At 69.3% G+C, this 23,443-nt stretch carries 20 protein-coding genes and 1 pseudogene; 3 read left to right on the top strand and 18 right to left on the bottom strand.

Annotation, left to right across the window (positions count from 1 at the left end):
• Positions 1 to 20 precede the first annotated feature (20 nt).
• From eutC to ABI214_RS19855, 12 genes are all read right to left on the bottom strand, one after another.
• The gene (eutC, locus tag ABI214_RS19910) at positions 21 to 773 is read right to left on the bottom strand and encodes an ethanolamine ammonia-lyase subunit EutC (protein ID WP_348604218.1); all 753 of its coding nucleotides are present in this window, start codon (positions 771 to 773) and stop codon (positions 21 to 23) included.
• Complete coding sequence (locus tag ABI214_RS19905) at positions 770 to 2,179, bottom strand: ethanolamine ammonia-lyase subunit EutB (protein WP_348604217.1); 1,410 nt, start codon at positions 2,177 to 2,179, stop codon at positions 770 to 772. The genes eutC and ABI214_RS19905 overlap by 4 nt, the downstream gene beginning before the upstream one ends.
• Positions 2,176 to 2,694 carry a DUF779 domain-containing protein gene (locus ABI214_RS19900; RefSeq protein WP_348604216.1) on the bottom strand — a complete coding sequence of 173 codons (519 nt, stop codon included), beginning with the start codon at positions 2,692 to 2,694 and terminating at the stop codon, positions 2,176 to 2,178. Before ABI214_RS19900 ends, ABI214_RS19905 begins: the two co-directional genes overlap by 4 nt.
• The gene (gene adhP / locus ABI214_RS19895; RefSeq protein ID WP_348604215.1) at positions 2,691 to 3,716 is read right to left on the bottom strand and encodes an alcohol dehydrogenase AdhP; all 1,026 of its coding nucleotides are present in this window, start codon (positions 3,714 to 3,716) and stop codon (positions 2,691 to 2,693) included. Before adhP ends, ABI214_RS19900 begins: the two co-directional genes overlap by 4 nt.
• 48 nt (positions 3,717 to 3,764) lie before the next feature.
• On the bottom strand, positions 3,765 to 5,288 hold the full coding sequence (gene exaC / locus ABI214_RS19890; protein ID WP_348604214.1) for an acetaldehyde dehydrogenase ExaC: 1,524 nt from the start codon (positions 5,286 to 5,288) through the stop codon (positions 3,765 to 3,767).
• Between the two features lie 112 nt (positions 5,289 to 5,400).
• The gene (locus tag ABI214_RS19885; protein WP_348604213.1) at positions 5,401 to 6,717 is read right to left on the bottom strand and encodes a GAF domain-containing protein; all 1,317 of its coding nucleotides are present in this window, start codon (positions 6,715 to 6,717) and stop codon (positions 5,401 to 5,403) included.
• 62 nt (positions 6,718 to 6,779) lie between these two features.
• Positions 6,780 to 8,267 carry a mycofactocin dehydrogenase MftG gene (gene mftG, locus ABI214_RS19880; RefSeq protein ID WP_348604212.1) on the bottom strand — a complete coding sequence of 496 codons (1,488 nt, stop codon included), beginning with the start codon at positions 8,265 to 8,267 and terminating at the stop codon, positions 6,780 to 6,782.
• A gap of 2 nt (positions 8,268 to 8,269) precedes the next feature.
• Positions 8,270 to 9,667, bottom strand: coding sequence for a mycofactocin biosynthesis glycosyltransferase MftF (gene mftF, locus ABI214_RS19875; RefSeq protein ID WP_348604211.1), 1,398 nt, complete (start codon positions 9,665 to 9,667; stop codon positions 8,270 to 8,272).
• A 73-nt stretch (positions 9,668 to 9,740) separates the two neighbouring features.
• Positions 9,741 to 10,421, bottom strand: a complete 681-nt coding sequence (mftE, locus tag ABI214_RS19870; protein ID WP_348604210.1) for a mycofactocin biosynthesis peptidyl-dipeptidase MftE — start codon at positions 10,419 to 10,421, stop codon at positions 9,741 to 9,743.
• Positions 10,422 to 10,588: 167 nt separating this feature from the next.
• A complete protein-coding gene (locus ABI214_RS19865) occupies positions 10,589 to 11,212 on the bottom strand; it encodes a hypothetical protein (RefSeq protein WP_348604209.1) in 624 nt (207 codons plus the stop codon).
• Between the two features lie 75 nt (positions 11,213 to 11,287).
• On the bottom strand, positions 11,288 to 11,707 hold the full coding sequence (locus tag ABI214_RS19860) for an SMI1/KNR4 family protein (RefSeq protein ID WP_348604208.1): 420 nt from the start codon (positions 11,705 to 11,707) through the stop codon (positions 11,288 to 11,290).
• Between the two features lie 162 nt (positions 11,708 to 11,869).
• Positions 11,870 to 12,280 carry a hypothetical protein gene (locus ABI214_RS19855; protein WP_348604207.1) on the bottom strand — a complete coding sequence of 137 codons (411 nt, stop codon included), beginning with the start codon at positions 12,278 to 12,280 and terminating at the stop codon, positions 11,870 to 11,872.
• 299 nt (positions 12,281 to 12,579) lie between these two features.
• Between ABI214_RS19855 and ABI214_RS19850 the strand changes: the two genes are divergently transcribed.
• On the top strand, positions 12,580 to 13,815 hold the full coding sequence (locus tag ABI214_RS19850) for an SDR family NAD(P)-dependent oxidoreductase (protein ID WP_348604206.1): 1,236 nt from the start codon (positions 12,580 to 12,582) through the stop codon (positions 13,813 to 13,815).
• A gap of 111 nt (positions 13,816 to 13,926) precedes the next feature.
• On the opposite strand, the gene ABI214_RS19845 is transcribed toward ABI214_RS19850, so the two are convergent.
• Entirely contained in the window at positions 13,927 to 14,310 is a 384-nt protein-coding gene (locus tag ABI214_RS19845) for a limonene-1,2-epoxide hydrolase family protein (RefSeq protein ID WP_348604205.1), read from the bottom strand.
• 581 nt (positions 14,311 to 14,891) lie between these two features.
• Here ABI214_RS19845 and ABI214_RS19840 point away from each other — a divergent pair.
• Both ABI214_RS19840 and ABI214_RS19835 read left to right on the top strand, forming a co-directional pair.
• On the top strand, positions 14,892 to 15,071 hold the full coding sequence (locus ABI214_RS19840; RefSeq protein ID WP_348604204.1) for a hypothetical protein: 180 nt from the start codon (positions 14,892 to 14,894) through the stop codon (positions 15,069 to 15,071).
• A 56-nt stretch (positions 15,072 to 15,127) separates the two neighbouring features.
• Positions 15,128 to 16,173, top strand: a pseudogene (locus ABI214_RS19835) (DUF222 domain-containing protein); the annotation flags it as partial.
• 7 nt (positions 16,174 to 16,180) lie between these two features.
• On the opposite strand, the gene ABI214_RS19830 reads toward ABI214_RS19835, so the two are convergent.
• From ABI214_RS19830 to mftC, 5 genes are all read right to left on the bottom strand, one after another.
• Entirely contained in the window at positions 16,181 to 18,139 is a 1,959-nt protein-coding gene (locus ABI214_RS19830) for a mycofactocin system FadH/OYE family oxidoreductase 2 (protein ID WP_348604203.1), read from the bottom strand.
• A 12-nt stretch (positions 18,140 to 18,151) separates the two neighbouring features.
• Entirely contained in the window at positions 18,152 to 18,964 is an 813-nt protein-coding gene (locus tag ABI214_RS19825; RefSeq protein ID WP_348604202.1) for a mycofactocin-coupled SDR family oxidoreductase, read from the bottom strand.
• A gap of 20 nt (positions 18,965 to 18,984) precedes the next feature.
• Positions 18,985 to 20,919 carry a mycofactocin system FadH/OYE family oxidoreductase 1 gene (locus tag ABI214_RS19820; protein ID WP_348604201.1) on the bottom strand — a complete coding sequence of 645 codons (1,935 nt, stop codon included), beginning with the start codon at positions 20,917 to 20,919 and terminating at the stop codon, positions 18,985 to 18,987.
• 25 nt (positions 20,920 to 20,944) lie between these two features.
• Positions 20,945 to 22,123, bottom strand: coding sequence for a pre-mycofactocin synthase MftD (gene mftD / locus ABI214_RS19815; protein ID WP_348604200.1), 1,179 nt, complete (start codon positions 22,121 to 22,123; stop codon positions 20,945 to 20,947).
• A gap of 88 nt (positions 22,124 to 22,211) precedes the next feature.
• Positions 22,212 to 23,429 (bottom strand): mycofactocin radical SAM maturase, encoded by a 1,218-nt coding sequence (mftC, locus tag ABI214_RS19810; RefSeq protein ID WP_348604199.1) that lies wholly within the window; start codon positions 23,427 to 23,429, stop codon positions 22,212 to 22,214.
• Positions 23,430 to 23,443: the final 14 nt, after the last annotated feature.

The following is a 23,443-nucleotide window of genomic DNA, read 5'->3' as shown; positions in this document are numbered from 1 at the left end:
GAAACGTGTCCCTCGAGAACCTACAGCTCGACGATCGGTGCCGGGGAAGCCAGCGGGTCCGCCCGCGAGCTGTCCTTGAGTGCGACACCCGACCGTCCCAGCCGGCGGGCACCGTCGACCAGCCCGGACACGACGGTCGCGGCGGCCCGGTAGTCGAGCCCGTCCGGCGGGTGGATGTTCGAAACGCAGTTGCGGTCGGCGTCGGTGCGGCCCGGCCGCGGCAGATGGGTCAGATAGATGCCGAGGCTGTCGGCCACCGACAGGCCCGGGCGCTCCCCGATCACGACGAGCACGGTGGCGACGCCGAGGGCCTGTCCGACGGGGTCGCCGAGCGCGACGCGCGCCCCGGTCGCGATCACCGGCGGCGCGATGCGGTAGCGCTCCCCCAGCGCGTCCGCCAGCGCCGTCAGCAGCGGCACTCCGTGGTCGGTGAGCGCGCGGGGCGACAGTCCGTCGGCCAGCACGATGCCGACGTCGGCGCCGGTGTCGGGGACGGCGTCGAGGGTCGCGGGCACGCGGCCGAGGTCGGGTCGGCGCAGGTACTCGCCGCGGTCGCGGGCCCGGCTCCGGACCACGACAGGGGTGCCCAGCCCGACGTCGGCGACGCGGGCTGCGAACGCCGGGGCGTCGAGCGGTACGTGGACGGCGTCGCGGGCCGCGGCGTGCGCGGCCCGCAGTTCGAGCACGCGCCGGGTGGGCAGCGCGTCGCCGGCCCGCCCCAGTCCGATCCGGGCGCGTGTGCCGCGCCGCAGTTCCGCCCACGCGTCGGTCATCGGCGGACCAGCTCACGCAGCGGCGACGACGCGAGGTCGACGGGCAGGATCCGGCCGGACTCGTCCGCCATGCCGAGCCGCTGCAGCCACGCCTCGAACTCGGGTGCCGGGCGCAGGCCCAACGCGCGGCGGATGTACGACGCGTCGTGGAACGACAGGCTCTGGTAGCCGAGCATGACATCGTCGGCGCCGGGCACCGTGATCACGAACGCGGTGCCGGCGACACCGAGCAGCGTCAGCAGGGTGTCCATGTCGTCCTGGTCGGCCTCGGCGTGGTTGGTGTAGCAGACGTCGACCCCCATCGGCAGCCCCAGCAGCTTGCCGCAGAAGTGGTCCTCGAGCCCGGCGCGGACGATCTGCTTGCCGTCGTAGAGGTATTCGGGCCCGATGAAGCCGACGACGGTGTTGACCAGCAGCGGCGCCAGGTCGCGCGCCACCGCGTAGGCGCGGGCCTCGAGGGTCTGTTGGTCGACGGGACGGCCCCCGGTGCCCAGGTGCGCGCCCGCCGACAGCGCCGACCCCTGCCCGGTCTCGAAGTACATGACATTGCCGCCGACGCTCCCCCGGGCCAGTTCCCGCGCCGCCGCGTCGGCCTCTCGCAGCAGCGAAAGATTCACGCCGAAAGCGGAATTGGCGCGCTCGGTGCCCGCGATCGACTGGAACACCAGATCCACGGGCGCGCCCGCGCCGAGGAGTTCGAGGGTCGTGGTCACGTGCGCGAGCACGCACGACTGGACGGGAATCTCGAAGCGCCTACGGATGTCGTCGAGCAGGTGGAGCAGGTCGGCCGTCGCGTGCGGCGAGTCCGTCGCCGGATTGACACCGATCACCGCGTCGCCGCACCCGAGCAGCAGCCCGTCGAGGACCGCGGCCGCGATGCCGCGCGGGTCGTCGGTGGGGTGATTCGGTTGCAGACGTGTCGCGAGCCGTCCGGGCAGCCCGATGGTGGTCCGGAATCCGGATGTCACCGTGATCGCCCGCGCGACCGCGATCAGGTCCTGGTTCCGCATGATCTTGCCGACCGCCGCCACCATTTCCGGTGTCAGGCCCGGTGACACCGCCGCGAGGGCCTCCGCCGCCCGTGGTCCGGCCGCCGTCTCGAGCAGCCAGTCCCGCAGCCCGCCGACCGTCAGGTGCGCGACCGCACCGAACGCGCCCCGGTCGTGGGAATCGACGATCAGCCGGGACACCTCGTCGTCCTCGTACGGTACGACCAGCTCGTTCAGGAACGTGTCGAGCGGCAGGTCCGCCAGGATCCACTGCGCGGCGGCGCGTTCCGCGTCCGTGCCGGCCGCGCACCCGGAGAGCTGGTCACCCGACCGCAGCGGCGTCGCCTTCGCCATCAGATCGACCAGGCCGTCGAACGTGTAAGTGGTCCCGGCGATCTGCGTGCTGCGCCGCGTCATTCGGACTCCTCACGCACGGCGGACGCGACGATCACGGGAAGCGCCTCGGGGTCGGGGCGGCGGCCGCGCGCCCACTCCGCGCCGACGACGGGAGGCCGCGCGGCCAGGGCGGCCCGCTCCGCGTCGTCGAAGACGCGACCGCGGCTGAGCAGCCGGACCCCCTCGGGCGCCTCGAGGCTGAATCCCGCGCCCCGGCCCGGGACGACGTCCAGGACGAGTTGGGTGTGCTGCCACGTGTCGAACTGCGGACCCGAGATCCACACCGGCACTGCGTCCTCGTCCTCGGCCGTCCCGACCGGGACCTCCCCCACACCGAGGCTCAGGTCGAGGACGCTGAGCAGCACGTCGTGGTCCCCGACGACGAACTCGCCCAGTGGAAAGCACATCGGTGCCGAGCCATCGCAGCACCCGCCGGACTGGTGCACCATGAGCGGGCCGTGGACGTCCGCGAGATGCCGGAGCAGGGCCGCCGCGGCCGCCGTGACGACCACCCGCGGCGGTGCCGGCGCGCTCACGCGAAGTCCAGGACGATGCGGCCGTCGACCATCCCGCGGTCGAGTTCGTCGAAGATGTCGTTGATGTCCTCGAGGCGGCGCGTGTGCACGGTCGGATGGATCGTGCCGCGGGCATAGAAGTCGAGCGCCTCGACCATGTCCTGCCGGGTGCCGACGATCGAACCCCGCAGGGTCAACCCCTCGAGGACGGTGTCGAAGATCGGGGTGGGGACCTCGCCCGGTGGCAACCCCACGAAGACGATGGTGCCGCCGCGCCGGGCCATGCCGATCGCCTGCCTGAACGCAGCCGGGTTCACCGCGGTGACGAGGACGGCGTCGGTGCCGCCGGTGGCCTCCCGGATCCGCTGGACCGGATCCTCCTCGCGCGCGTTGACGAGCACCTCCGCTCCGTGGCGAGCGGCGAGCGCCAGTTTCGAGTCGGCGACGTCGACCGCCGCGACCCGCAATCCCATCGCCGTCGCGTACTGCACGGCGACATGGCCCAGTCCGCCGATCCCGGAGATCGTCACCCACTGGCCCGGAATCAGGTCGGCGACCTTCAGGCCCTTGTAGACCGTGACCCCCGCGCACAGCACCGGCGCCACCTCGATCGGATCCGCGCCCGCGAGGACCCGCGGCGCGAACCGGGTGTCGACCAGCATGTACTCGGCGAACGACCCGTCGACCGTGTAGCCGCCGTTGACCTGCTTCTCGCACAGCGTCTCCCACCCGGTGCGGCAGTACCGGCACTCGAGGCATGCCGACCACAGCCACGCGTTGCCGACCAGATCGCCCACCCCGAGGTCGGTGTCCCCCTCGCCCAACGCCACGATCTCGCCGTAGCCCTCGTGCCCGGGGATGAACGGCGGCGTCGGCTTGACCGGCCAATCCCCCTTGGCCGCATGCAGATCCGTATGACAGACACCGCTCGACCGAACCTTCACGAGGGCCTGGTGCCGTCCGGGCGCCGGGACGGGAACGTCCTCGATGCTCAGGGGCTTGCCGAACTCGCGCACGACGGCGGCCTTCATCGTCTCGGTCATCTGACACCTCCGGGGTTCGCGATCACCGTTGCCGTCGGCGCGAGTGGCTCAGAAGAAGCCCTGCGCCTTCGGTGTGTAGCTGACGAGCAGGTTCTTCGTCTGTTGGTAGTGGTCGAGCATCATCTGGTGGTTCTCGCGGCCGATGCCGGACTGCTTGTAGCCGCCGAACGCCGCGTGCGCCGGATACCGGTGGTAGGTGTTGGTCCACACCCGACCGGCCTGGATAGCGCGTCCGGCCCGGTATGCGATCGTGCCGTCCCGCGTCCACACGCCCGCTCCGAGGCCGTAGAGGGTGTCGTTCGCGATCGAGATGGCCTCGTCGTAGTCGGCGAACGACGTCACCGACACGACCGGACCGAAGATCTCCTCCTGGAAGATCCGCATGTCGTTGGTGCCGGTGAAGATCGTCGGCTGCACGTAGAACCCGCCGGACAGGTCGCCGCCCAGTTCGGCTCGCCGACCTCCGGTGACCAGGCGGGCGCCCTCGTCCTTGCCGATCTCGATGTACGACAGGATCTTCTCGAGCTGATCGTTCGACGCCTGCGCGCCGATCATCGTCTCGGTGTCGAGCGGGTTGCCCTGCCGGACGGCCTTGGACCGCACCTTCGCGAGCGCGAGGAACTCGTCGAAGATGTCCGCCTGGATGAGCGCGCGCGACGGGCAGGTGCACACCTCGCCCTGGTTCAGGACGAACATCGTGAAGCCCTCGAGCGCCTTGTCCTGGAAGTCGTCGTTCGCGGAAAGGACGTCGGAGAAGAAGATGTTGGGGCTCTTGCCGCCGAGTTCCAGACTGACCGGGATCAGGTTCTGTGCCGCGTACTGCATGATCAGGCGGCCCGTGGTGGTCTCGCCGGTGAACGCGATCTTCCTGATCCGCGGGCTCGCCGCGAGCGGCTTTCCGGCCTCGACCCCGAACCCGTTGACGACGTTGACGACTCCCGGCGGAATCAGGTCGCCGATGATCGAGAGGAGGTACAGCACCGAGGCGGGCGTCTGCTCGGCGGGCTTGAGGACGACGGCGTTGCCCGCCGCGAGCGCCGGGGCGAGCTTCCACGACGCCATGAGGATCGGAAAATTCCACGGGATGATCTGGCCGACGACGCCGAGGGGTTCACGGAAGTGGTAGGCGACGGTGTCGGCGTCGATCTCCGACAGCGTGCCCTCCTGCGCCCGGATCGCGCCCGCGAAGTAGCGGAAATGGTCGATCGCCAGGGGAATGTCGGCGTTCAGGCACTCGCGAATCGGTTTGCCGTTGTCCCACGATTCGGCGAGCGCGAGCTTCTCGAGGTGCTCTTCCATCCGGTCGGCGATCTTGTGCAGGATCAGCGCCCGCTCGGCCACCGACGTCTGTCCCCACGCCGGCGCCGCGGCGTGGGCCGCGTCGAGCGCCAACTCGATGTCCTCCGCGGTGGAGCGCGGAACCTCGCAGAACGGCTGGCCCGTGACCGGAGTCGGGTTCTCGAAGTACAGGCCCTTCACCGGTGGCACCCACTCGCCGCTGATCCAGTTGCCGTACCGCGACTCGAAGGACATCAGGGCATCCGGTGAGCCCGGCCGGTCGTAGATGCTCATCGGGGACTCCTGTCTGTGCTGCCACACCACGCGACGGGGGTGTGCCACAGGACCCTAGGCATGTGGACGTTGCAATCACGTTGCCGAAGTGGTCACAACTGCGCTGCAGACGCTAACGCCACGCGCCCCCGCCGAAGCGGCGGTCGAGCAGGCGCACGTGCGCCTCGACCTGCGCGTGCAGCGCCGAGGCCGGGTCGAGCGTCAGCAGGTACGCCGCCCATGCCGCCAGGTCCTGGCGGCCGTGGATGGACTTGGTCCACGTCGCGAGCAGGCGCGTGTCCCCGGCGCGCAGCACGGTCGCCCGCATCCGGGCCCGGAGATCGTCCCGGACCTCCGCGACCCCGGGTGCTTCCGACCCCGCCAGGACCGGCCCGTCGTACAGGCGCAGCGCCGACGAGACGTCCCCGCGGTCGAGGTACGACCGCACCTCACCGACGTCCGTGTCGAGTGGGGTGAGCAGCCGGTACGGCCGCGAGCCCAGCCGATGCGCCCCGAAGACCTTGCGCAACCTCGACATCTCGGCGCGGACCGTGACCGCGTCGAGTTCCACCTCGTCGAGCAGCACCGCGAGATGGTCCGCACCCAGCCCCTCGGGGTGCTCGGCCAGCAGCAGCAGGATCTCGGCGTGCCGCCGCGGCAGTTCGTGCCGCTCGCCGTCGACCACCAGCGTCGGGCGATGCGAGCCCAGCACCTCGAGACGCGGAGTCGACGCCGTCACCGGCCGGGGCGCCGCGAGCGCCTGTAATCGGAGTTCGGCCTCGACGGCGACGGCCGTCGCCCGGACGAGGGCGAGTGCCTCGGGCACCGCGACCCGGGGCCCGCCGGTGATGTCGAGCGCGCCGACGATCCGACCGGTGACCGGATCGTGCACCGGCGCCGCCGAACAACTCCACGCGTGCATGGCCCGGTTGAAGTGCTCGGCCGCGAAGATCTGAACGCTGTGATCGAGCGCAAGCGCGGTGCCGGGCGCATTCGTGCCCACGCGATCCTCGCTCCAGTCCGAACCCTCGACGAAGTTGATGTCCAGCGCACGGTCCTTGGCCGAGGTGTCCCCCTCGATCCACAACAGTCGGCCCGCGGCGTCGCTCATCGCGACGAGCAGACCGGTGTCGGCGGCGTCCTCGACGAGCAGTTTCCGGACGACCGGACGGATCGCTGCGAGCGGATGCGCGGCGCGGTACTCTTCGAGCGCCTTGCCGTCGAGCACCACCTCGTCGTCGACGAGGTCGGGGCTCACACCGTTGCCGCGGCTGCGCACCCACGATGCGTGCACGACGTCGCGCACGGTCTCGGTTTCCGCGTCGGTCGGAGCCGACTCCACGAACCGTTGATGGGCCCAGGACGTGCGCTCGGCGAGCACACCGACGTCATCGCCCGGACGCACCGCAATCCACGGATTGCGCGGCGGTCCGGGTTCACGCTGTGCCATCGGCGCCTCCATCCCGCACCAATCCCGCCTGTCACCTCAAAGTCGCGCCAACTGTAACGCTTTCAGAGGAAGGTACTGGCACGTTCAGCCACCATGACCGCCGTGGCGTGCGGTCCGCGGCTCGGGACGGAGGGCAGGATCGACGTGTCGACGACGAACAAACCGTCGACACCGTGCACTCGGCACCGATCGTCGACCACCGACGAGTGCTCGTCGGAGCCCATCCGGCAACTGCCCGACAGGTGCAGCGAGGTGCCGAGATGATCGGCCAGCCAAACGTCCGACATCTCGATCCGTTCGGGCTCGAGGAGGCGACGCATCGGACCCCGGTGCATGAGGTCGGCGGCATGCGTCACCGCCTCCCGCAACGCCCTCCGATCCTCGTCGGACTCGAGGTAGCGATACGACACCCGTGGTGCGTCGGCCGGGTCGGCCGACACCAGCCGGATCTCTCCGCGGCTGCGCGGCTTCATGAGAACGACCCCCAGGCAGGGCTTTCCGATCCCCGACCCGGGGATGAGGTCGCCGAACGACGCCGTGTAGGGGCGTATCTCGATGTCGTCGGTGTTGAGCGTCACCTGCAGAGCCGGCGTCTGCCGGGTTCGTTCGAGCGGCTGCCGGTACTCGTACGGCACCACGACCTCGGGATGATCGGTGAACTCCGTGCCCACCGCCGGCAGGTCCACCACCACCGGGATGCCCAACTCCGACAGGTGCCCGGCGTCGCCGACACCGGAGAGCATCAGCAGGTGCGGCGTCGCCACGGCACCGGCGGTGAGGATCACCGTCGACGTGCGGATCATGCACACCTCGGAGTCGGTGGCCACCTCGAGCCCCACCACCTGTGGCCCGGAGAAGAGGACACGGGTGACGGTGGTGTCGGACCGGATGGTGAGGTTGGGTCGGCCGAGATTCGGCAGCAGATAGGCCGACGCGGGACCCACCCGGACGCCGTCCCGGATGTTCAACGGCACCGGCCCGATCCCGTGTGAGCCGGGGGCGTTCTTGTCGGGGTCGTCGGGATGCCCGGCGGCGTGCGCGACATCGGCGAACGCGACGCTGATCGGATGCCACCGCTCCGGTGGTTCGCGCCGGACCGGGATGGGGCCGCCGGCCCCGTGCCACGGGCCGCCGAAGTCCGCGTCGGTCTCGATCGCCCGGAAGAACGGCAGCACATGCTCGTACGACCACGACGCCGGCCAGTGGTCGAAGTCCCCCACCTGCGCCCGCACGAAGTAGCCGCCGTTGACGGCACCCGAACCGCCGAGCACCCGGCCCCGGGCGATCCACCCGGCCCGACCGCTCGTCAACTCCACCGGGTAGGGCCAGATCCAGCGGCTGTCCGGCCCCACCGGCAGGACACCCGCGTCGACCAGCTCGGGCGGGAACTCCGCCGGAATCCGATGACCCGGCCCGGATTCGACCAGCACGACGTCCCGGTTCGGATCCTCGCTGAGCCGACCGGCGAGGACGCTGCCGCACGAGCCTCCGCCCACCACGACGACATCGGCGGATTCCGGGAACTCCGCGGACCCCGCGGACGACGCCACGGTCAGTTACCGATACGCGGCTCGAGCGACCGCAGATCCCGGGCGCGGATCGCGCCCTGCCACAGGCCCGCGCCGTACGCGACGTCGTCGAGGCGCTTGAACGCGGTGTGCCGCACCGGGCCCAGTCCACCCGGTTCCCGATGCGTCGCCCAGTCGACGACGCCCTCGGTGACCGCGACCGCCAGCACCAGCCTCCTGACGCGGCGGGACACCAGCATCGCGAGCAGGGTGACGGGCCAGTACGACCGGCACATGGCGGACGCGAGCTGCCATGCCCCGTTGCCGAAGCCACGCGCGGCGAGGACCGTCGCGATCCGGGTCGGCTGGTCGAGGTCGGCGAACGTGCGGCGCAGGCGCAGCACCGTGACCACGAACGTCGCGAGGCTGGAGAGGAGCCCGATCCGGGTGCAGCTCGCGGCGGCGAGGACGGCCATCAGCGTCCACTTCGACATCGCGACCGGCGGGACCATGCCGTCGTGGCGGGCCGCGAGCGGCGCCGCCCCGGTGCCGTAGAACATCTTGCGGGTGAACCACTTGCCGAACGAGACGCGATGGTCGTGCGCGACGTGGGCGACCGGCTCGTAGCGCAGACGCCAGCCGGCCTCCTGCAGCCGCCAGCACAGGTCGACGTCCTCGGCGACATGCATCGACTCGTCGAATCCGCCGGTCTCCACCAGCACGTCGCGGCGGAGCAGCATCGCCGCGCTCGGCACGTACGACACCGGGCTGCCCGAACGGACCGCGGCCTCCTTGCGGCCGAGGTCGAGCGACGACCGCGTGTGCTCGTAGCGGGCGAGGGCGGCGCCCTCCGGTTCGAGGGCGACGATGCGCGGCGCCACCAGGGCCACGGCCGGATCGCTGAAATGCCCGAGCATGCGTTCGAGCCACCCCGTCCGCGGCACCACGTCCGAGTCCAGGAAGGCAACGAAAGGTGTTTTCGCAGAACGGAATCCGGTGTTGCGGGCGGCGGCCGGACCGCGGGACCGCTCGTGCCGCAGGAGCGTCACGTGGGCGGTGCAGCCCGACAGGTCGGGCAGTACGAGCGGGACGGTCGATCCGTCGTCGACGACGATGACCTCGAGACCGCGGAGCGCCGGCAGGAGGCGTGCGATGCCGTCGACGTTGTCACGAAGCGGCACCACGACCGTGACGTCACTCGGGGACGGCGTGCTCATCGGCCGCGGGTTCGCGATCCCGGAGTCGAGCAGCCGGCGCGCGACGACGGCCGTCTGCGAATCCACGACCTCGAGGTAGCCGTCGCCGATCATCTCGGCCGCGGCCGGGGCCAGCTTGAGCATCCGCATGGGCGAGCCGCCGATGAGGACCCGGCCGCCGGAGTAGGCGCGCACCTTGGGATCGATGCGGATCCCGAACCCGTCGGGCAGTCGCGGCTCGTGCATCAGACGATCGTAAGGGCGAATCGGACGTTGGGCAGAACTTGCCCCAAAAAACCCGGACGTTTCACCACGAACCTCACACGAGCCTCCCGTCCGGCCGCGGCATCCAACCGGACACCGCGTTCCGGGAGCGCTCGACCAGGGCGTCGAACAACGCCCGGCCCTCCTCGGCCGAGGAGTCGGTCGGGTCCCCGAGGACGCCGTTCACGGTGGCCGCGAGCATCCCACCGGCCCTCAGTTGGGGCATCAGCTCCGCGATCGGTGCCGTGTTGCCGGGCTCCGCACGATCCATCGCGACGTCGCCGGGCGAAAGGTGGAGCAGCAGGGATGTTTCCGTCCGTCCGGCGTGCGCGTCGGCGCCGGGCACCGCGCACGGCAGCCACGCGACATCACGACCCTCGTACCGCAGCAGCTCCACGGCCTTCACCAGTGCCGGACCGTTGCCGCCGTGCCCGTTGACGAACACGACCCGCCGCGCCCACCGGCACGCCGACCGGCCGTACTCGACGAGCAGCAATTCGAGCGCCGCGCTGCCGAGCGAGATCGTGCCGGCGAACCCCTCGTGCTCGCCGCTCGCGCCGTACTCGATCGCCGGGGCGCACACCACGCCGGGCAGGGCACCCGCGACCGCCGACGCGATCCGGGTGTCGGTGTCCAGCGGCAGGTGCGGACCGTGCTGCTCGAGCGAGCCGACCGGGACCGCCACGGTCAGGTCGTCGCGCGACACATCCGGCCAGGGGGTGCGGGCGAGGTGCATCGGTCGATCGTAGGCGGACGCGTCGGACGGATAGCCACGGCGACTGGCGACGCCGTGGTCCGCGGTTGTCCCAACCTCCGCGAGGCCTGGGAGACCGATCGAATTCGGCAATGGCACAGATCAGTTCGTCACGTCGAGCGAAGTTCGCCGGGTTCGGCGCACCGGGATCAGCGACGAAAGAGAGCCGCGGCCGCGAGCCCGTCGCGCAGGTGTTCGTAGTCGCCGACCATCGCCGCCCGAAGGACGGCCTCGTCGAGGTCCGGTCCGGCGGCGAGCACCGCTTCGAGCGCGAGATCGTCTCCTCGCACGGCGGCGCCCAGCAGGTCGTCCGAGGCCTCTTCGAGGAAATCCGCGAGGGTGGAGAGCGCGGACGAGGGCTCCCGAGACGAGCCCGGCGCCAGCATCATCGGCGCGACGCGCATCGGATCGTGGCCGACCGCGCACCACCGTGCGCCGTCGTACCCGTACGCGAAATTCAGCGTGTCGTCGGCGGCGGCCGGCTCGAGCCACCAGCGTTCGGCTCGGTGATCCTGCAAAACGTCGCGGTCACCCTCGAAGTCGGGGTCGGGACAGTCGCGATCGAAACCGAAGATCGCGGCCCGACCACCCGGGAGTCGAACGAAACAGAAGTACGACCCACCACCGTCGTGATAGGTGACTCGATCGGTCTCGACGGCGAAGGCGCACTCGAGGTCCGACAAGGAGAAGACGGCCGCGTGGACCGCCGCCCACCCGGCCAGGATTCGATGAACGGTATCCGGATCCGGTAGATCGACCTGCGTCTGCGCCATGGCCGGACCGTAGCGCACACGGCGGACGTCGTCCGCCACAGGACCACCGCCTCTGATGTGGGCGGCGAGCGTGATTCAGGCGTGGACGTTGTCCGCGAGGAGCGTTCCGAAATCGGGTGCGAGTTGCACGACCGTGTTGCCGTTGTCGTGGTCGACGAGGCGGACCGTTCCGTCGGCGGCGATCCACATCGGATTCCCGGAGCCGTCATCGGCGATCACCACACCGTCTATGAGAGACCCGTATGCCTCACGCGCCCAGGCGGTCAGCTCGATGCAGCTTTCCCGCCCCAGGATCGCGGCGTTGTTCCACGCATGGACGGACACGCCTACGAAACAGCCGCCCCAGCGGCCCACGAACTCCACGTAGTCCTCGTCCGGCACCAGACCCGCGGCCTGCAGTCGATCGCGGAGCTCGTCGGACGGAATGGGCTGTCCGGGACCGTAGATCTCCACCGCCCGTTCGATGCGCGCGACGAGTTCGGCACCCAGCGTCATGGACATGATCCTAGATGCCGGATACGGCCGCGAGCGCGACTTCACAGCCACCGGCGATCGTTGCTGACGCTAAGACTCCCTCGTTCCCACCCCGCATGGCCTCCACAGCATTTCGGTGTTGCACATCGCGCGCGGCCGACTGCCGGCCTGGGCCACCGAGCATCAGGAATGCACCTTCCGGCCATGAAGCGCCGTGACAAGCAGGCTCGGCAACCCGTTGACTGCGACGAGCACGGCCACGACGATCGCGATGGTCAACCCCGGTCTCGAACCCCCGAGCGAGCCTCCGATCCAGAGAGCACCGACAATGCTCTCGATCCACCCGACGGTGTGCAGATGCCGAACGACCTGCGACGACTTGACCGGACGGCGCCCCTGCATCATCGGCAGTGCTCCGTCACGCTCGTCGCGGGCCGAACGGTACGCCCCGGCGGTGTGGAACACGGCGCCGAGTAAAACGGCGCACACTCCTATCAGCACGTTTCCCCCCTTGGTTGATCGAGCTGCCTCGACCGTATCCCGAGAATCCACGACCGGCGTCTGATCCTCGTCGTCAGGTGAGGTCTGACGCACGAGATAGCCATTGACTCGAACATACGTCCCCTAGCGCTCACTGCCTGCTTTCATGCCTGACGTGGTCGCCTGCGTCGTGGACGGTGTCCTCGACGGCTGATGCATGCGCGGTGGGGTTGTGGGTGTCGGGCGGCGTCGCGTGATGGGCGAGATTCGCGGCGCCGCTCCACGTGACCAGTTCCGGTCGGTGACGCGCATCGACCGAGTCCGCGGTGGAGCGTAGGCTCGGTTCCGTCGGAGTGCGCACCTGAGCTTCCCGACCATGACCGCCTCCGCTTCATCCAAGGCGGCCGGGGTGCGTGCGCGCCGACAGCCATGGGAGACCTGTAGCGACGACAGTCGGTTTGTTTGGTGATGTGTTCCCACTGGGCGTATTCGGCGAGTCGGGCGGTCTGGGTATCGCGCACCCAGGTCAGCCCGTCGGTGTTTATGGCGAGATACTTTGGCGGGTAGTCGATTCCGGTGATGCCGGCGACGGCGCCCATGGACTTGGCGATGTTGCCGAAGTGTGCGGTGTCGAAGATGGTCTTCGTCCTGACGTAGGTGTCGTCGTAGGCGGGGATGCGCTCAGCGGCATGGAGGAGTTGGCAATGACTGCAAGCAAATACGGAGCCTCGACGACGGCCGCTGAGGTGATCCGCGACGTGGATATGCATGGACGAAGCGTGTTGGTCACGGGCGCCAGTTCCGGGATCGGCGTGGAGACCGCCCGCGCTCTGGCATCAGCGGGCGCCGAGGTGACCATGGCGGTGCGCAATGTCGAGGCCGGCGCCAAGGTCGCCGCCGCGATCACCGAGAAGCTGCCGGCAGGCACTACTGCGCCGAAGGTGGTGCGGCTGGACCTCGCCGACCTCGCATCGGTGGCCGAGGTTGTTCGGGCCTGGGACGGACCGCTACATGTCCTGGTCAACAACGCTGGTGTGATGGCGTTGCCGCAACTCACCCGGACCGCAGCTGGCTACGAAATGCAGTTCGCTACGAACCATCTCGGACATTTTGCGCTGACAAGTGGTCTACACAAGTGGCTGGCTGCGGCGGACGGCGCCCGCGTCGTGGCCGTCGCCTCAATCGGGCATCTGTTCTCGCCGGTGGTCTTCGACGACCTGCACTATCGATTCCGCCCCTACGATCAGTGGACGTCCTACGGGCAGTCCAAGTCCGCCATTGTGCTATTCGCTGTCGACGCCGCGCGACGATGGGCCGACGACGGCATCACTGCGAACGCTCTCATGCCCGGAAACATCGCCAGTACCGCGCTCGCGCGGCATATGGGGCCCGACGATCTGGCCAACTTCGGTCAGCAGACCGAATTATCGCTGCCTCCAGTCAAGACGATTGAGCAGGGCGCGGCCACCTCCGTGCTACTCGCCGCGTGCCCGGACGTCGAGGGCATCACCGGTCGCTACTACGAAGACTGCGCACAGGCGCCAGTGATACATGAGCGGGCCGGTCACACCGGCGGCGTCGCCCCCTATGCGCTAGACCAAAGTAACGCCGAGCGACTCTGGCAGATCTCCACCGAGCTGACTAGCTGAAGCCGAGCGGACGATGTAGGAGTTAGCGCGGTAGCTCAGGCACTTTGAGAGATGGTTTCGGCGAGGTCGTCGGTGCTTGCAGCAGCGCGCCTTGCCCCTGTCCGCCCACGCCTATCCCATCCGGCTAGTGAGCTGGTTCATGTCGAAATAGTCACGCCAGGCGTTGATCTTGCCGTCACGGATCTCGAAGGTCCCCATGATCTGCAGCTCGAACGACTTGTCAGGGAGCTTGAATACGTCCACCCGTTCGGTCATCACGATCGGTCCATTGGCTGCGATGTTGATGAGGCGGAGCTCGAGGCTCTCGATGCCTGGCGCGCCAGGGCGGATGAACGAGGCGATGTTGTTCGCGATGGCCTCCCTGCCGGTGACCGGCGCCAGCGGGATGTTGTGGTAGACGGCGTCGTCGGTGAAGAATGCGGCCAGCTCGGCGGCCCCGAGATCATTGGACCACGCCGCACAGAACCTTCGCACTACCTCGATCGGGCTCTCCATCTGGCTCCTCCTGATGTCGATCTTGTTGGCACTCCGGCGAGCGCCCATAAGCGCCAACCGCCCCCGCTGACGGATACCGGCCCGAGTCAGGGACTGGTTCCTATTGTCGCGTCATTGCGTGCCTCGTTGGTCGGACGTGACCCAATCGATCGGGCCGTCTCGTCAGGTGCGCACCTGGGCCCACCCTCCACAACCAATACCGTCGATCATCCGACAGTCGCGGCTGAGGGGACGCATCAAAACGGACTCGATGCGTCGAGGACGCTTTGGTATCACCACTGCGGCGCTCCCGAAGTGCCACGAGAGTTGCCCGTTTACTTCACCAAGGACACCTATCGCCGCAACTCAGGGGAACGCATGTTCCAACAAGGCTGACTCTCGTGCGTCAGACTTTCTGGCAGGGTCCCGGCGTTTACGATCCGCGGCACAGGCCAGAAGGGGCGGGCGTATGGCGAGGTCACGGCGGACGAAGATCCCGGTCGAGGTGAAGACAGTTGTTGTCACATACAGTTTGTATCTGTCACCGGGAGAAACGCGCGCTCAGCGGCAGGTGCGGGCATTCGACAGGCAGGATGGTCCCCATGAGCGCACACGCAGGCCTGCTCCTGACGATCGTGATCCCCGCCGGCGTCCTGGTCGTGTTCACGCTGATCTTCTTCCTGCTCGGCCGCAGGATGCGGCGGCTGCGTCGCGAAGGTCGTATCACGTACCCCGCGAAGACCACACCCGGCAGCAACGACTTCTCCAGCAACGCCGTGTGAGCCCCCGATCGGCCCTGGAATCCTCAAGCTTGGCCCGGACGAAGTACTCACCCTCACCCGCGGCAGCGCGCATCCTGTCCCTCGCCAAGGCATTGCGCCGCGAACCCGAGATCGCCGACGCATTCGAGAACGGCCGGATCTCCGCCGACCACGCCGCACTGATCGCCAAGTTCTGCGAACAACCACCGCGTGGGATGCCGGACGAAGGCACTCGAACCCTGCCGAAACCCCCTGCTGGACTGCGCCACCGGGCCACACGCGACCACCACCGCGGTGCGCGGCTGCATCGCTCGGCTCGAGCACATTTTCGAATCCGATGAACTCCCGGCCAGCGAAGACACCGACCGCAACGAGTTCCACGCTTCGAAGACGCTCAACGGCCGCGTCGCGGTCAAAGGCGACCTCGACAGCGAGACCGGTGAAATGCTGCTCACCGCACTGTCGGCGCTCACCAAGCCACGCAATCCCACCGACGACCCCACAACTTGCCAGACCCCCGGCCGGCGTCGAGCCGAAGCCTTCGGCGAAATCCTGCGCCAGTACCTGAACTCCGGAGTCGCGCCCGTCGAAGGCGGCGAACGTCCGCACGTATCGCTCCACGTGAATGCGCGCGACCTCGCCCGCACGGTGTCCGAGCACGGTGACGCCCTCGATCTATTCGGTGATGCCGACGTCGCGCAAATGCCTTGGACCGGTCCGCCGACCATCGCGTCGGCGCGCCGCCTCGCCTGCGACTGCCACCTCACCCCGATCGTCATTGACGACGGCATTCCCCTCGACCTCCGCCGTACCAGCAGGACCCTGTCGGAAGAAGCAACGCCGCGCCCTCGTCGCGCGCGACCGGGGCTGCGCGTTTCCCGGATGCGGTGCGCCGCCTGCCCACTGCGAGGGCCACCACGTGAAACATTGGATCGACGGTGGCCCAACCGACCTGGACAACCTGGTGCTGCTCTGCCGGTACCACCACCGCCTACTGCACCACTCGCATTGGCAAGTCGAGATAGCCGCCGACCGAATGCCGTGGTTCACCCCACCCACTTCGGTTGATCCACGCAGAAGACCGATCCCGGCACACAACCGGGCCGGACCACGCGCAGCCTAGGCCTCGTCTACAACGACACCGCCACCCGGTGGCCCTCGAGGACCGCGGCGTGGGAGCGTCGCGGCGTCACCGCGTCGCCGATGCGATGCACCTCGAACGGCACGGAGTCGCTGTGCGACAGCGCCTTCCACAACCCGTCCTCGGGTTCCTGGTGGACCGCGCACACCACCCAATCGAACACCGCCACGCGGTCGATGCCCGTCAGGTGATTGGCCAACGTGACCTGCACACCATCACCCACCGTGACCGCCGAGGTCACCGACAGATCGGTCCACTGCTCGATCCCGGCCCGGTGCGCTCGCTGCTGCCAGCCCTCCATGTCCAACGTGATGCCGAGGTCCTGGCCCACGATCATCCCCGCCGCCGCGATCGTCGCCGCACACCCGCGGACCGCCAACGTTTCCGCCACCGACGGCCCCTGCTGGAATCCGAGCTCGTCGATCACCAGCACCCGGCCGGTCGGAGAAGCCGCGCCTTCGAGCACCTCTCGGGCGTGAACCACCCGTGAACACTCCCCCGCCCACCCCGGACGCGCCGGACGGGCACCGGTCGCCACCACCACGACATCCGGCGAATCCTCGAGCAGCCACTCGGCCGTCACCTCGACACCCGTCACGATCCGTACACCCCGAAGCACGCACTCGCGCTGAAGATTCCGCACCAGATCCCCCAGTTCGCCGCGACCGGACGCCGACGCCGCCACACTGATCTGCCCGCCCACGACGTCTGTGCGTTCGTACAGCGTCACGCGGTGACCCCGCTCGGCCGCGGTCGCCGCGGCCGACAGCCCGGCCGGGCCGCCGCCCACCACGATCACCCGGCGACCCGGCACCGAGGGCATCGGCAGCGCCACCGATTCCCTACCCGCACGCGGATTCTCGACACAGCCGAGCCAACGGCCCAACCCCATGCGTCCGACGCACTCCTGATTGCACGACAAGCACGTGCGGATCTCGTCATCGGCGCCGCGCCGTGCCTTGTCTACGAACTCCGGGTCGGCGATCTGACCGCGCACCACACCCACCAGGTCACACCGGCCGTCCGCGAGCGCGCGCTCGACCTCCGCCGACTCCTTCAGCCGCCCCACCCCGATCACCGGCAGCCGCACCGCAGCCCGGATCGCGGCGGAGATGTGCAGCGCGTACCCGCGCGGTGTCGCCATCGACGGCTCTACCAGGTGCAGCGTCTCGGTGGCCATGCCCATCGTGGTGTTGACGTAGTCGACGGCACCGGTGGCCTCCACCAGCCGCGCGACCGCGACCGCCTCGTCGAGCACGATGCCGCCCGCCACCCGCTCGTCGCCCGAGAGGCGCACGCCCAGAATCAGATCCGGACCGATCGCCTCCCGTACCGCCGCGATCACGTCGAGCAGGAACCGCGCCCGATTCTCGATCGGACCGCCGTACTCGTCGGTGCGCTGGTTGGTGCCGGACGCGAGGAAGCCGCGGATCAGCGACGACTGCGAGCCCTGCAACTCGACGCCGTCGAACCCGCCGTCCCGGCAGTGCCGCGCGACCGTCGCGTATCCCGCGACCAGTTCGGCGATCTCGCCGGCATCGAGCGCCTTCGGCACCTCACGAAACAGCGGATCCGGGACCGGACTCGGCGCCCACAGCGGACGCCGCGAATACAGGCCCGAGCCCTGCCCACCGTTATGGTTGAGCTGCGCGAGGATCACCGCGCCGCGACTGTGCACTGCGGCGGTGATCTCGCGATAGCCCTCCACCACCTCGGGCCGATACCCGTGAATCACCTTCTCGTAGGGCCAGTCCGACGGATGGACGCACTGCTCCTCCGTGATGATCATCCCCACTCCGCCTGCGGCACGCGCCGCGTAGTACGCGGCGTGCTGCTCGGTGGGCAGCCCACCGCGCGCATAGTTCGTCAGGTGCGCGGTGAACACCACCCGGTTGCGCAGCGTGTGCGCGCCCAGGCGGAGCGGGGAGAACAGCAGCGGATGATGCATGGGCGATTCGCGTCAGACCTTCGTGTTGCCCTGGTCCAGCGCGACCTGGCTCGCGGTCACCGTCTTGGAGCCGTCACCGGCCAGCCACATCACCGCATCGGTGATGTCGTCGGGATCGGCGATCGGCTTCTCGGTGAGGATCGGAGCGAAGCTCGTGCCGTAGTGCGGATGCTTCTGCAGGATCACCAGGCTGCCCTGATCGGTGCCCATCGGCGTGTTGACGCCGTACGGGTGGATCGAGTTGACGCGGATGTTGTACTCGCCCAACTCCTTCGCGGCGGCCTGCGTGAGACCGACCAGACCGAACTTGGACGCCGCGTAGTGCGCCTGCCCCGGCAGCCCCTTCATGCCGGCCACCGAGCTGACGAGGATGATCGAGCCGCCGCGGCCGCCCTCGATCATCGTCGGCACCGCCGCCTTCAGGGTCTTGAACGCGCCCGTGAGATTGATGTCGATCAGCGTCTCCCACTGCTCGTCCGACATCTCCCAGAAGCGGTTCCAGTTGCAGATGCCCGCGTTCGCGATGACGATGTCGAGCCGACCGAACTGCTCCACACCCGCATCGACGACCGCCTTCAATGCGGCGCTGTCGCGGACGTCGGCCTCGCGGGCATAGATCTTCGCGCCCTCGGCCTCGACGAGGCGGATGGTCTCCGCGAAGTCGTCCGCGGTCGCCGCGTCGTACGTGTTGTCGTCCGTGACGCTCTTGCACACATCCACCGCGATGATCGCGGCGCCCTCGCGCGCCAAGCGCACCGCATGCGAGCGACCCTGGCCGCGCGCCGCACCGGTGATGAAGGCGACCTTGCCGTCGAACTGTCCCACAGTGATCTCCTATCCCGTGACTACCTCGTGCACTGATCTGTCGAACGCGTCGGACGAGCCGACATTGCCGCGAGACGTCCCTCGCGGACAGCTTCGAGGACGGTCCGGGGCGCGACGCAGTCGCCGACCCGCATCGCGTCCTGATCGTCGATCACTTCGTTCGGCAACGGGTGCGCGCAGTCCACCAGCACCGCACACGGAACCCGCGTCGACTCGTCCGTGAACCGGTTGCGCAGCAGCGCTTCTCCCGCCGCCGCCGACACCGGAACCGACGCGAGATGCCGTACGATCCCGGCCCGCTGCACCCGCGCATTCGCCCCGACGAGGTCGCCGGTGGGTCCGAGCCGAGAGCCGACGATCTGGTCCGGGGTCACGATCGACACCGTCCGCCCCCGCTCGGACAGCCACGCCGCCACCGACACCGCGACCGGCCCGCCGACCGGGTCGACCACCAGCACGGGCCCCGGCTCGAGCGCATCGCCGGCCAGCACCTGCGCGGCCGTGGTGGCCTGCACACCCGGGCCCACCGGGCAGGGCGCCGGGCGGGGGCTGCTGCCCGTCGCGAGCACGACGACGGATTCCTCGGCCGCGCCGACGTCGGCGGCCGACACGGCGACGCCGGTGCGGATGTCCACCCCGAGCCGCCGGCACTCGTCCTCGAGCCAGTCGACGAGATTCGCCAGCCGGGCACGACCGGACCCGGCCGCGGCCGTCCGCATCATGCCCCCGGGACGATCTACCCTGTCGCACAAGGTAACCCGGAATCCGCGGAGCGCCAGCACCCGGGCGGCCTCCAGCCCCGCGGGTCCCGCACCGACCACGAGCGCCGAGCCGAGGTCGCCGCCGCTGGCGGGTTCGGGATCGACGGTCTCGTGTCCGGCCGACGGGTTGCCGATGCACGTGACGACCGGGTTGCGCGGATCGCGCACCAGGCAGGTCTGGTTGCACAGCACGCACGGACGCGGCGTCCGGCCTTCCCGGACACCGGTCACCAGGTCGGGATCGGCGATCTGTGCGCGCGTCATCTCGATCAGGTCGGCGACACCGTCGTCGAGTGCCTGCTGCGCCAGGTCGGGGTCGACGACGCTGCCCTGCAGCACCACCGGCACGCGTCCGGCCGCGGCGTCGCGGATTCCTGTACACAGATCGACGTTGAATCCGGGTTCGGTGTGCCCGTCCGGGCGGTACGACGCCGCCGAGTACGGCCCGCCGCGCACCACCACGACCAGATCCAGCGAATCGGCCAGCGCCCGAACCTGATCGACGGCCTCCTCGGGAGTGACCCCCGCCCACGGCGCCTGCTCGTCGCAGCTCAGCCGCAGCGCGAGAATGCGCTCGACGCCGAGTTCGGCGCGGACGGCGGCGATCACCTCCCGGGTGAGGCGCAGCCTGTCGTCCCCGTACTCGTCGGCGCGGCGGTTGGTCAGGCCCGAATGGAACTGGCGGAGGAGCGACGACGCGCCCGCGTCGATCTCGACACCGTCCACGCCCGACGCCGCGGCGAGGGCGGCCGCGGCACGGAAGCCGTCGACCAGCGACGCGATCTCGGCGCGCTCCATCTCCATCGGCAGCTCGCGGGACACCGGATCCGGGAACCGGGACGGCGCCCACAGCGCCGACTGCGACCACGCGCTCGAGCCCTGGAACCCGGTGTGCCCCAGGCCCGCGAGGACCAGCGCGCCGTGCGGCCGGCACGCCTCCACGACGTCCCGCCAACCCGGGCCGCAGTCCGAGGCCAACGGTGCCCGCTCGTACGGCCAGTCGCTCGGATGGACCGACGCCGTCTCGGTGACGATCACCCCGGCACCACCGCGGGCACGTCGCGCGTAGTACGCGACGTGCCGCGGCGACAGCGCACGGCCGTCACCGAGGTTGGTCTCGTGCGGACCGAACAGCACCCTGGCCGGGGCTGTGCGCCCGGCCAGGGTGATCTGCTCGGTGATCGTGCTGCGCATCGCGCCTCGTTCGAGGCGTGTGGTTCTAGCCGACGCCCAGGTCTCGGCGGAATCCCTCCGGGATCACCAGGTCGTTCGGGCTCAGGTCGTGAATCGACTTGTGGCCCAGGCCCAGAATCGCGGAATCGATACCGCCGCGGAGGATGTCGAGGACGTTCTCGACACCCGCCTGGCCGTTGGCCGAGAGGCCCCACAGGTAGGCGCGGCCGATCATGACGGCGCGGGCGCCGAGCGCGAGCGCCTTGACGACGTCGCTACCGCGGCGGATGCCGCCGTCGAGCACGACCTCGATCTGGTCGCCCACCGCCTCGGCGATCGCGGGCAGCGCACGGATCGGTGCGGGGGTGCCGTCGAGGTTGTTGCCACCGTGGTTCGACACCGAGATCGCGGAGACACCGGCGTCCACAGCGCGCTTGGCGTCGTCGACGCGCATGACGCCCTTGAGCATGAACGGCCCGCCCCACTGCTCACGCAGCCACGCGACGTCCTCCCACGTGGGCAGCGGGGTGCCCATCCACTGCCCGTACGCCCCGAAGAACGTGGGCGGCTGCTGGCCGGGCGCCGCCAGGTTCGGCGTCGTCAGGTCCGGGACCTTGCCCGTCTTGGCGAACTCCCACAGCCACTTCGGGCGCGTGATGCCCTCGGGAGCGAACTGGAACATCGCCTTGAGGTCCATCTTCTCCGGGATCGACGGGCTGCCCCAGTCGCGGCCGTTGGAGAAGGACCAGTCGAGAGTGATGATCAGGCCGGTCGCACCCGCGGCGCGGGCGCGCTCCATGCGCTGGATCAGCGTGTCCCGGTCGCCCACCCAGTACATCTGGAAGAACGTCTGCGGGTTGGCCGACGCCACCTCCTCGATCGACTTGCTCGCGAACGAGCTCAGTCCGATCGCCGTGCCGCGCGCGGCGGCCGCGCGAGCGACGGCGACCTCGCCGTCCGGGTGCACGGCCTGCACACCGGTCGGCGAGATCATCACCGGCATCGAGATGGGCTGGCCCATCACGGTGGTCGACAGATCACGCTCGCCACACAGGCCCGCCACGTGCGGGGCGAACCCGAGTTCGGAGAACGCCGCGATGTTGTCGTCGACGGTCAGCCCCTTCTCGGAGCCGGCGACCAGTGCGGCATACACCGACTTGGGCAGACGCTTCTTCGCGCGCCGCTGCGCCTCCGCGACCGTCTCGAACCACGTGTTCTTGGCCATAACGCACTCTTCCTTCGATCAGGGGGTGTGGCCGAATGTCACATGCGTCCAGTCGGATTGAACGCATGTGACATTCGGCCATCAGGAACTACATACCGGCAAGCGGATTCTCGTCGCAGATCTTGGCCGGCGGACGGGTCAGCAGGGTCAGCGGGACCGGCGCCTGCGGCGTGCGCCGCTCGGCGCGCTTACCGGTCCGCGAATGGTCCTGGCTCGACTTCGGCACGATGCGCTCGGCCTCGAGAGCGGACGTGCCGTAACCCTGGACGCACTCGGGGTCGGGGCCGTCCATCGGCAGGCCCGTGAAGAACTTGGCCGCCATGCAGCCGCCGCGGCACGAGTCGTAGTGGTCGCACTTGCTGCAGGCGCCACCGGTCTGCGGCGACCGCAGGTCCTGGAACAGCTCCGAGTGCTGCCACACCTGCTGGAAACCACCGTCGGAGACGATGTTTCCGGCGAGGAACTGGTCGTGGATCGCGAACGGGCACGCGTAGACGTCGCCGATCGGGTCGATCAGGCACACGACGCGACCGGCACCGCACAGGTTCAGGCCGGGCAGCGCGTCCCCGTACGCCGACAGGTGGAAGAACGAGTCACCCGTCAGCACGCCCTCACCGTTGGCGACCAGCCAGTCGTACAGCTCGCGCTGCTGTTCCTGGGTGGGGTGCAGCTCGTCCCACACGTCGGCGCCGCGACCCGACGGTCGCAGCCGGGTGATGCGCAGCGTCGCACCGAACCTGTCGGCGAGCGCCTTGAACTCGTCGAGCTGGCTGACGTTCTCGCGGGTGACGACGACCGAGATCTTGGCATCCTTGAACCCCGCCTCCGCGAGGTTCTCGAGTGCACGCACGGCCATCGCGAACGAACCCGGCCCGCGCACAGCGTCGTTCACCTCGGCGGTCGCGCCGTCGAGCGAGATCTGGACGTCGACGTAGTCGCTCGCCGCCAGTCGCTCGGCCACCTTCTTGTCGATCTTGACGCCGTTGGTGGAGAACTTCACGCCGACCTGGTGCGCGGTGGCGTAGTCGACGAGCTCCCAGAAGTCCGAGCGCACGGTCGGCTCGCCGCCACCGATGTTGACGTAGAAGACCTGCATCCGCTGCAGCTCGTCGATGATCGACTTGCACTGCTCGGTGGACAGCTCGCGCGGGTCCCGACGTCCGGAGGACGACAGGCAGTGCACGCAGGACAGGTTGCACGCGTAAGTGAGTTCCCACGTGAGACAGATCGGAGCATCGAGGCCGAGTTCGAACTGGTCGACCAGGCGCCCCACCTTGGGAGCAGGAGGCTCGAGAACTGAGGTCATGGCTGTAATCCTCG

Source organism: Prescottella soli (genome assembly GCF_040024445.1).
Lineage (GTDB): Bacteria > Actinomycetota > Actinomycetes > Mycobacteriales > Mycobacteriaceae > Prescottella > Prescottella soli.
This window is presented reverse-complemented; position numbering and strand designations above follow the sequence as displayed.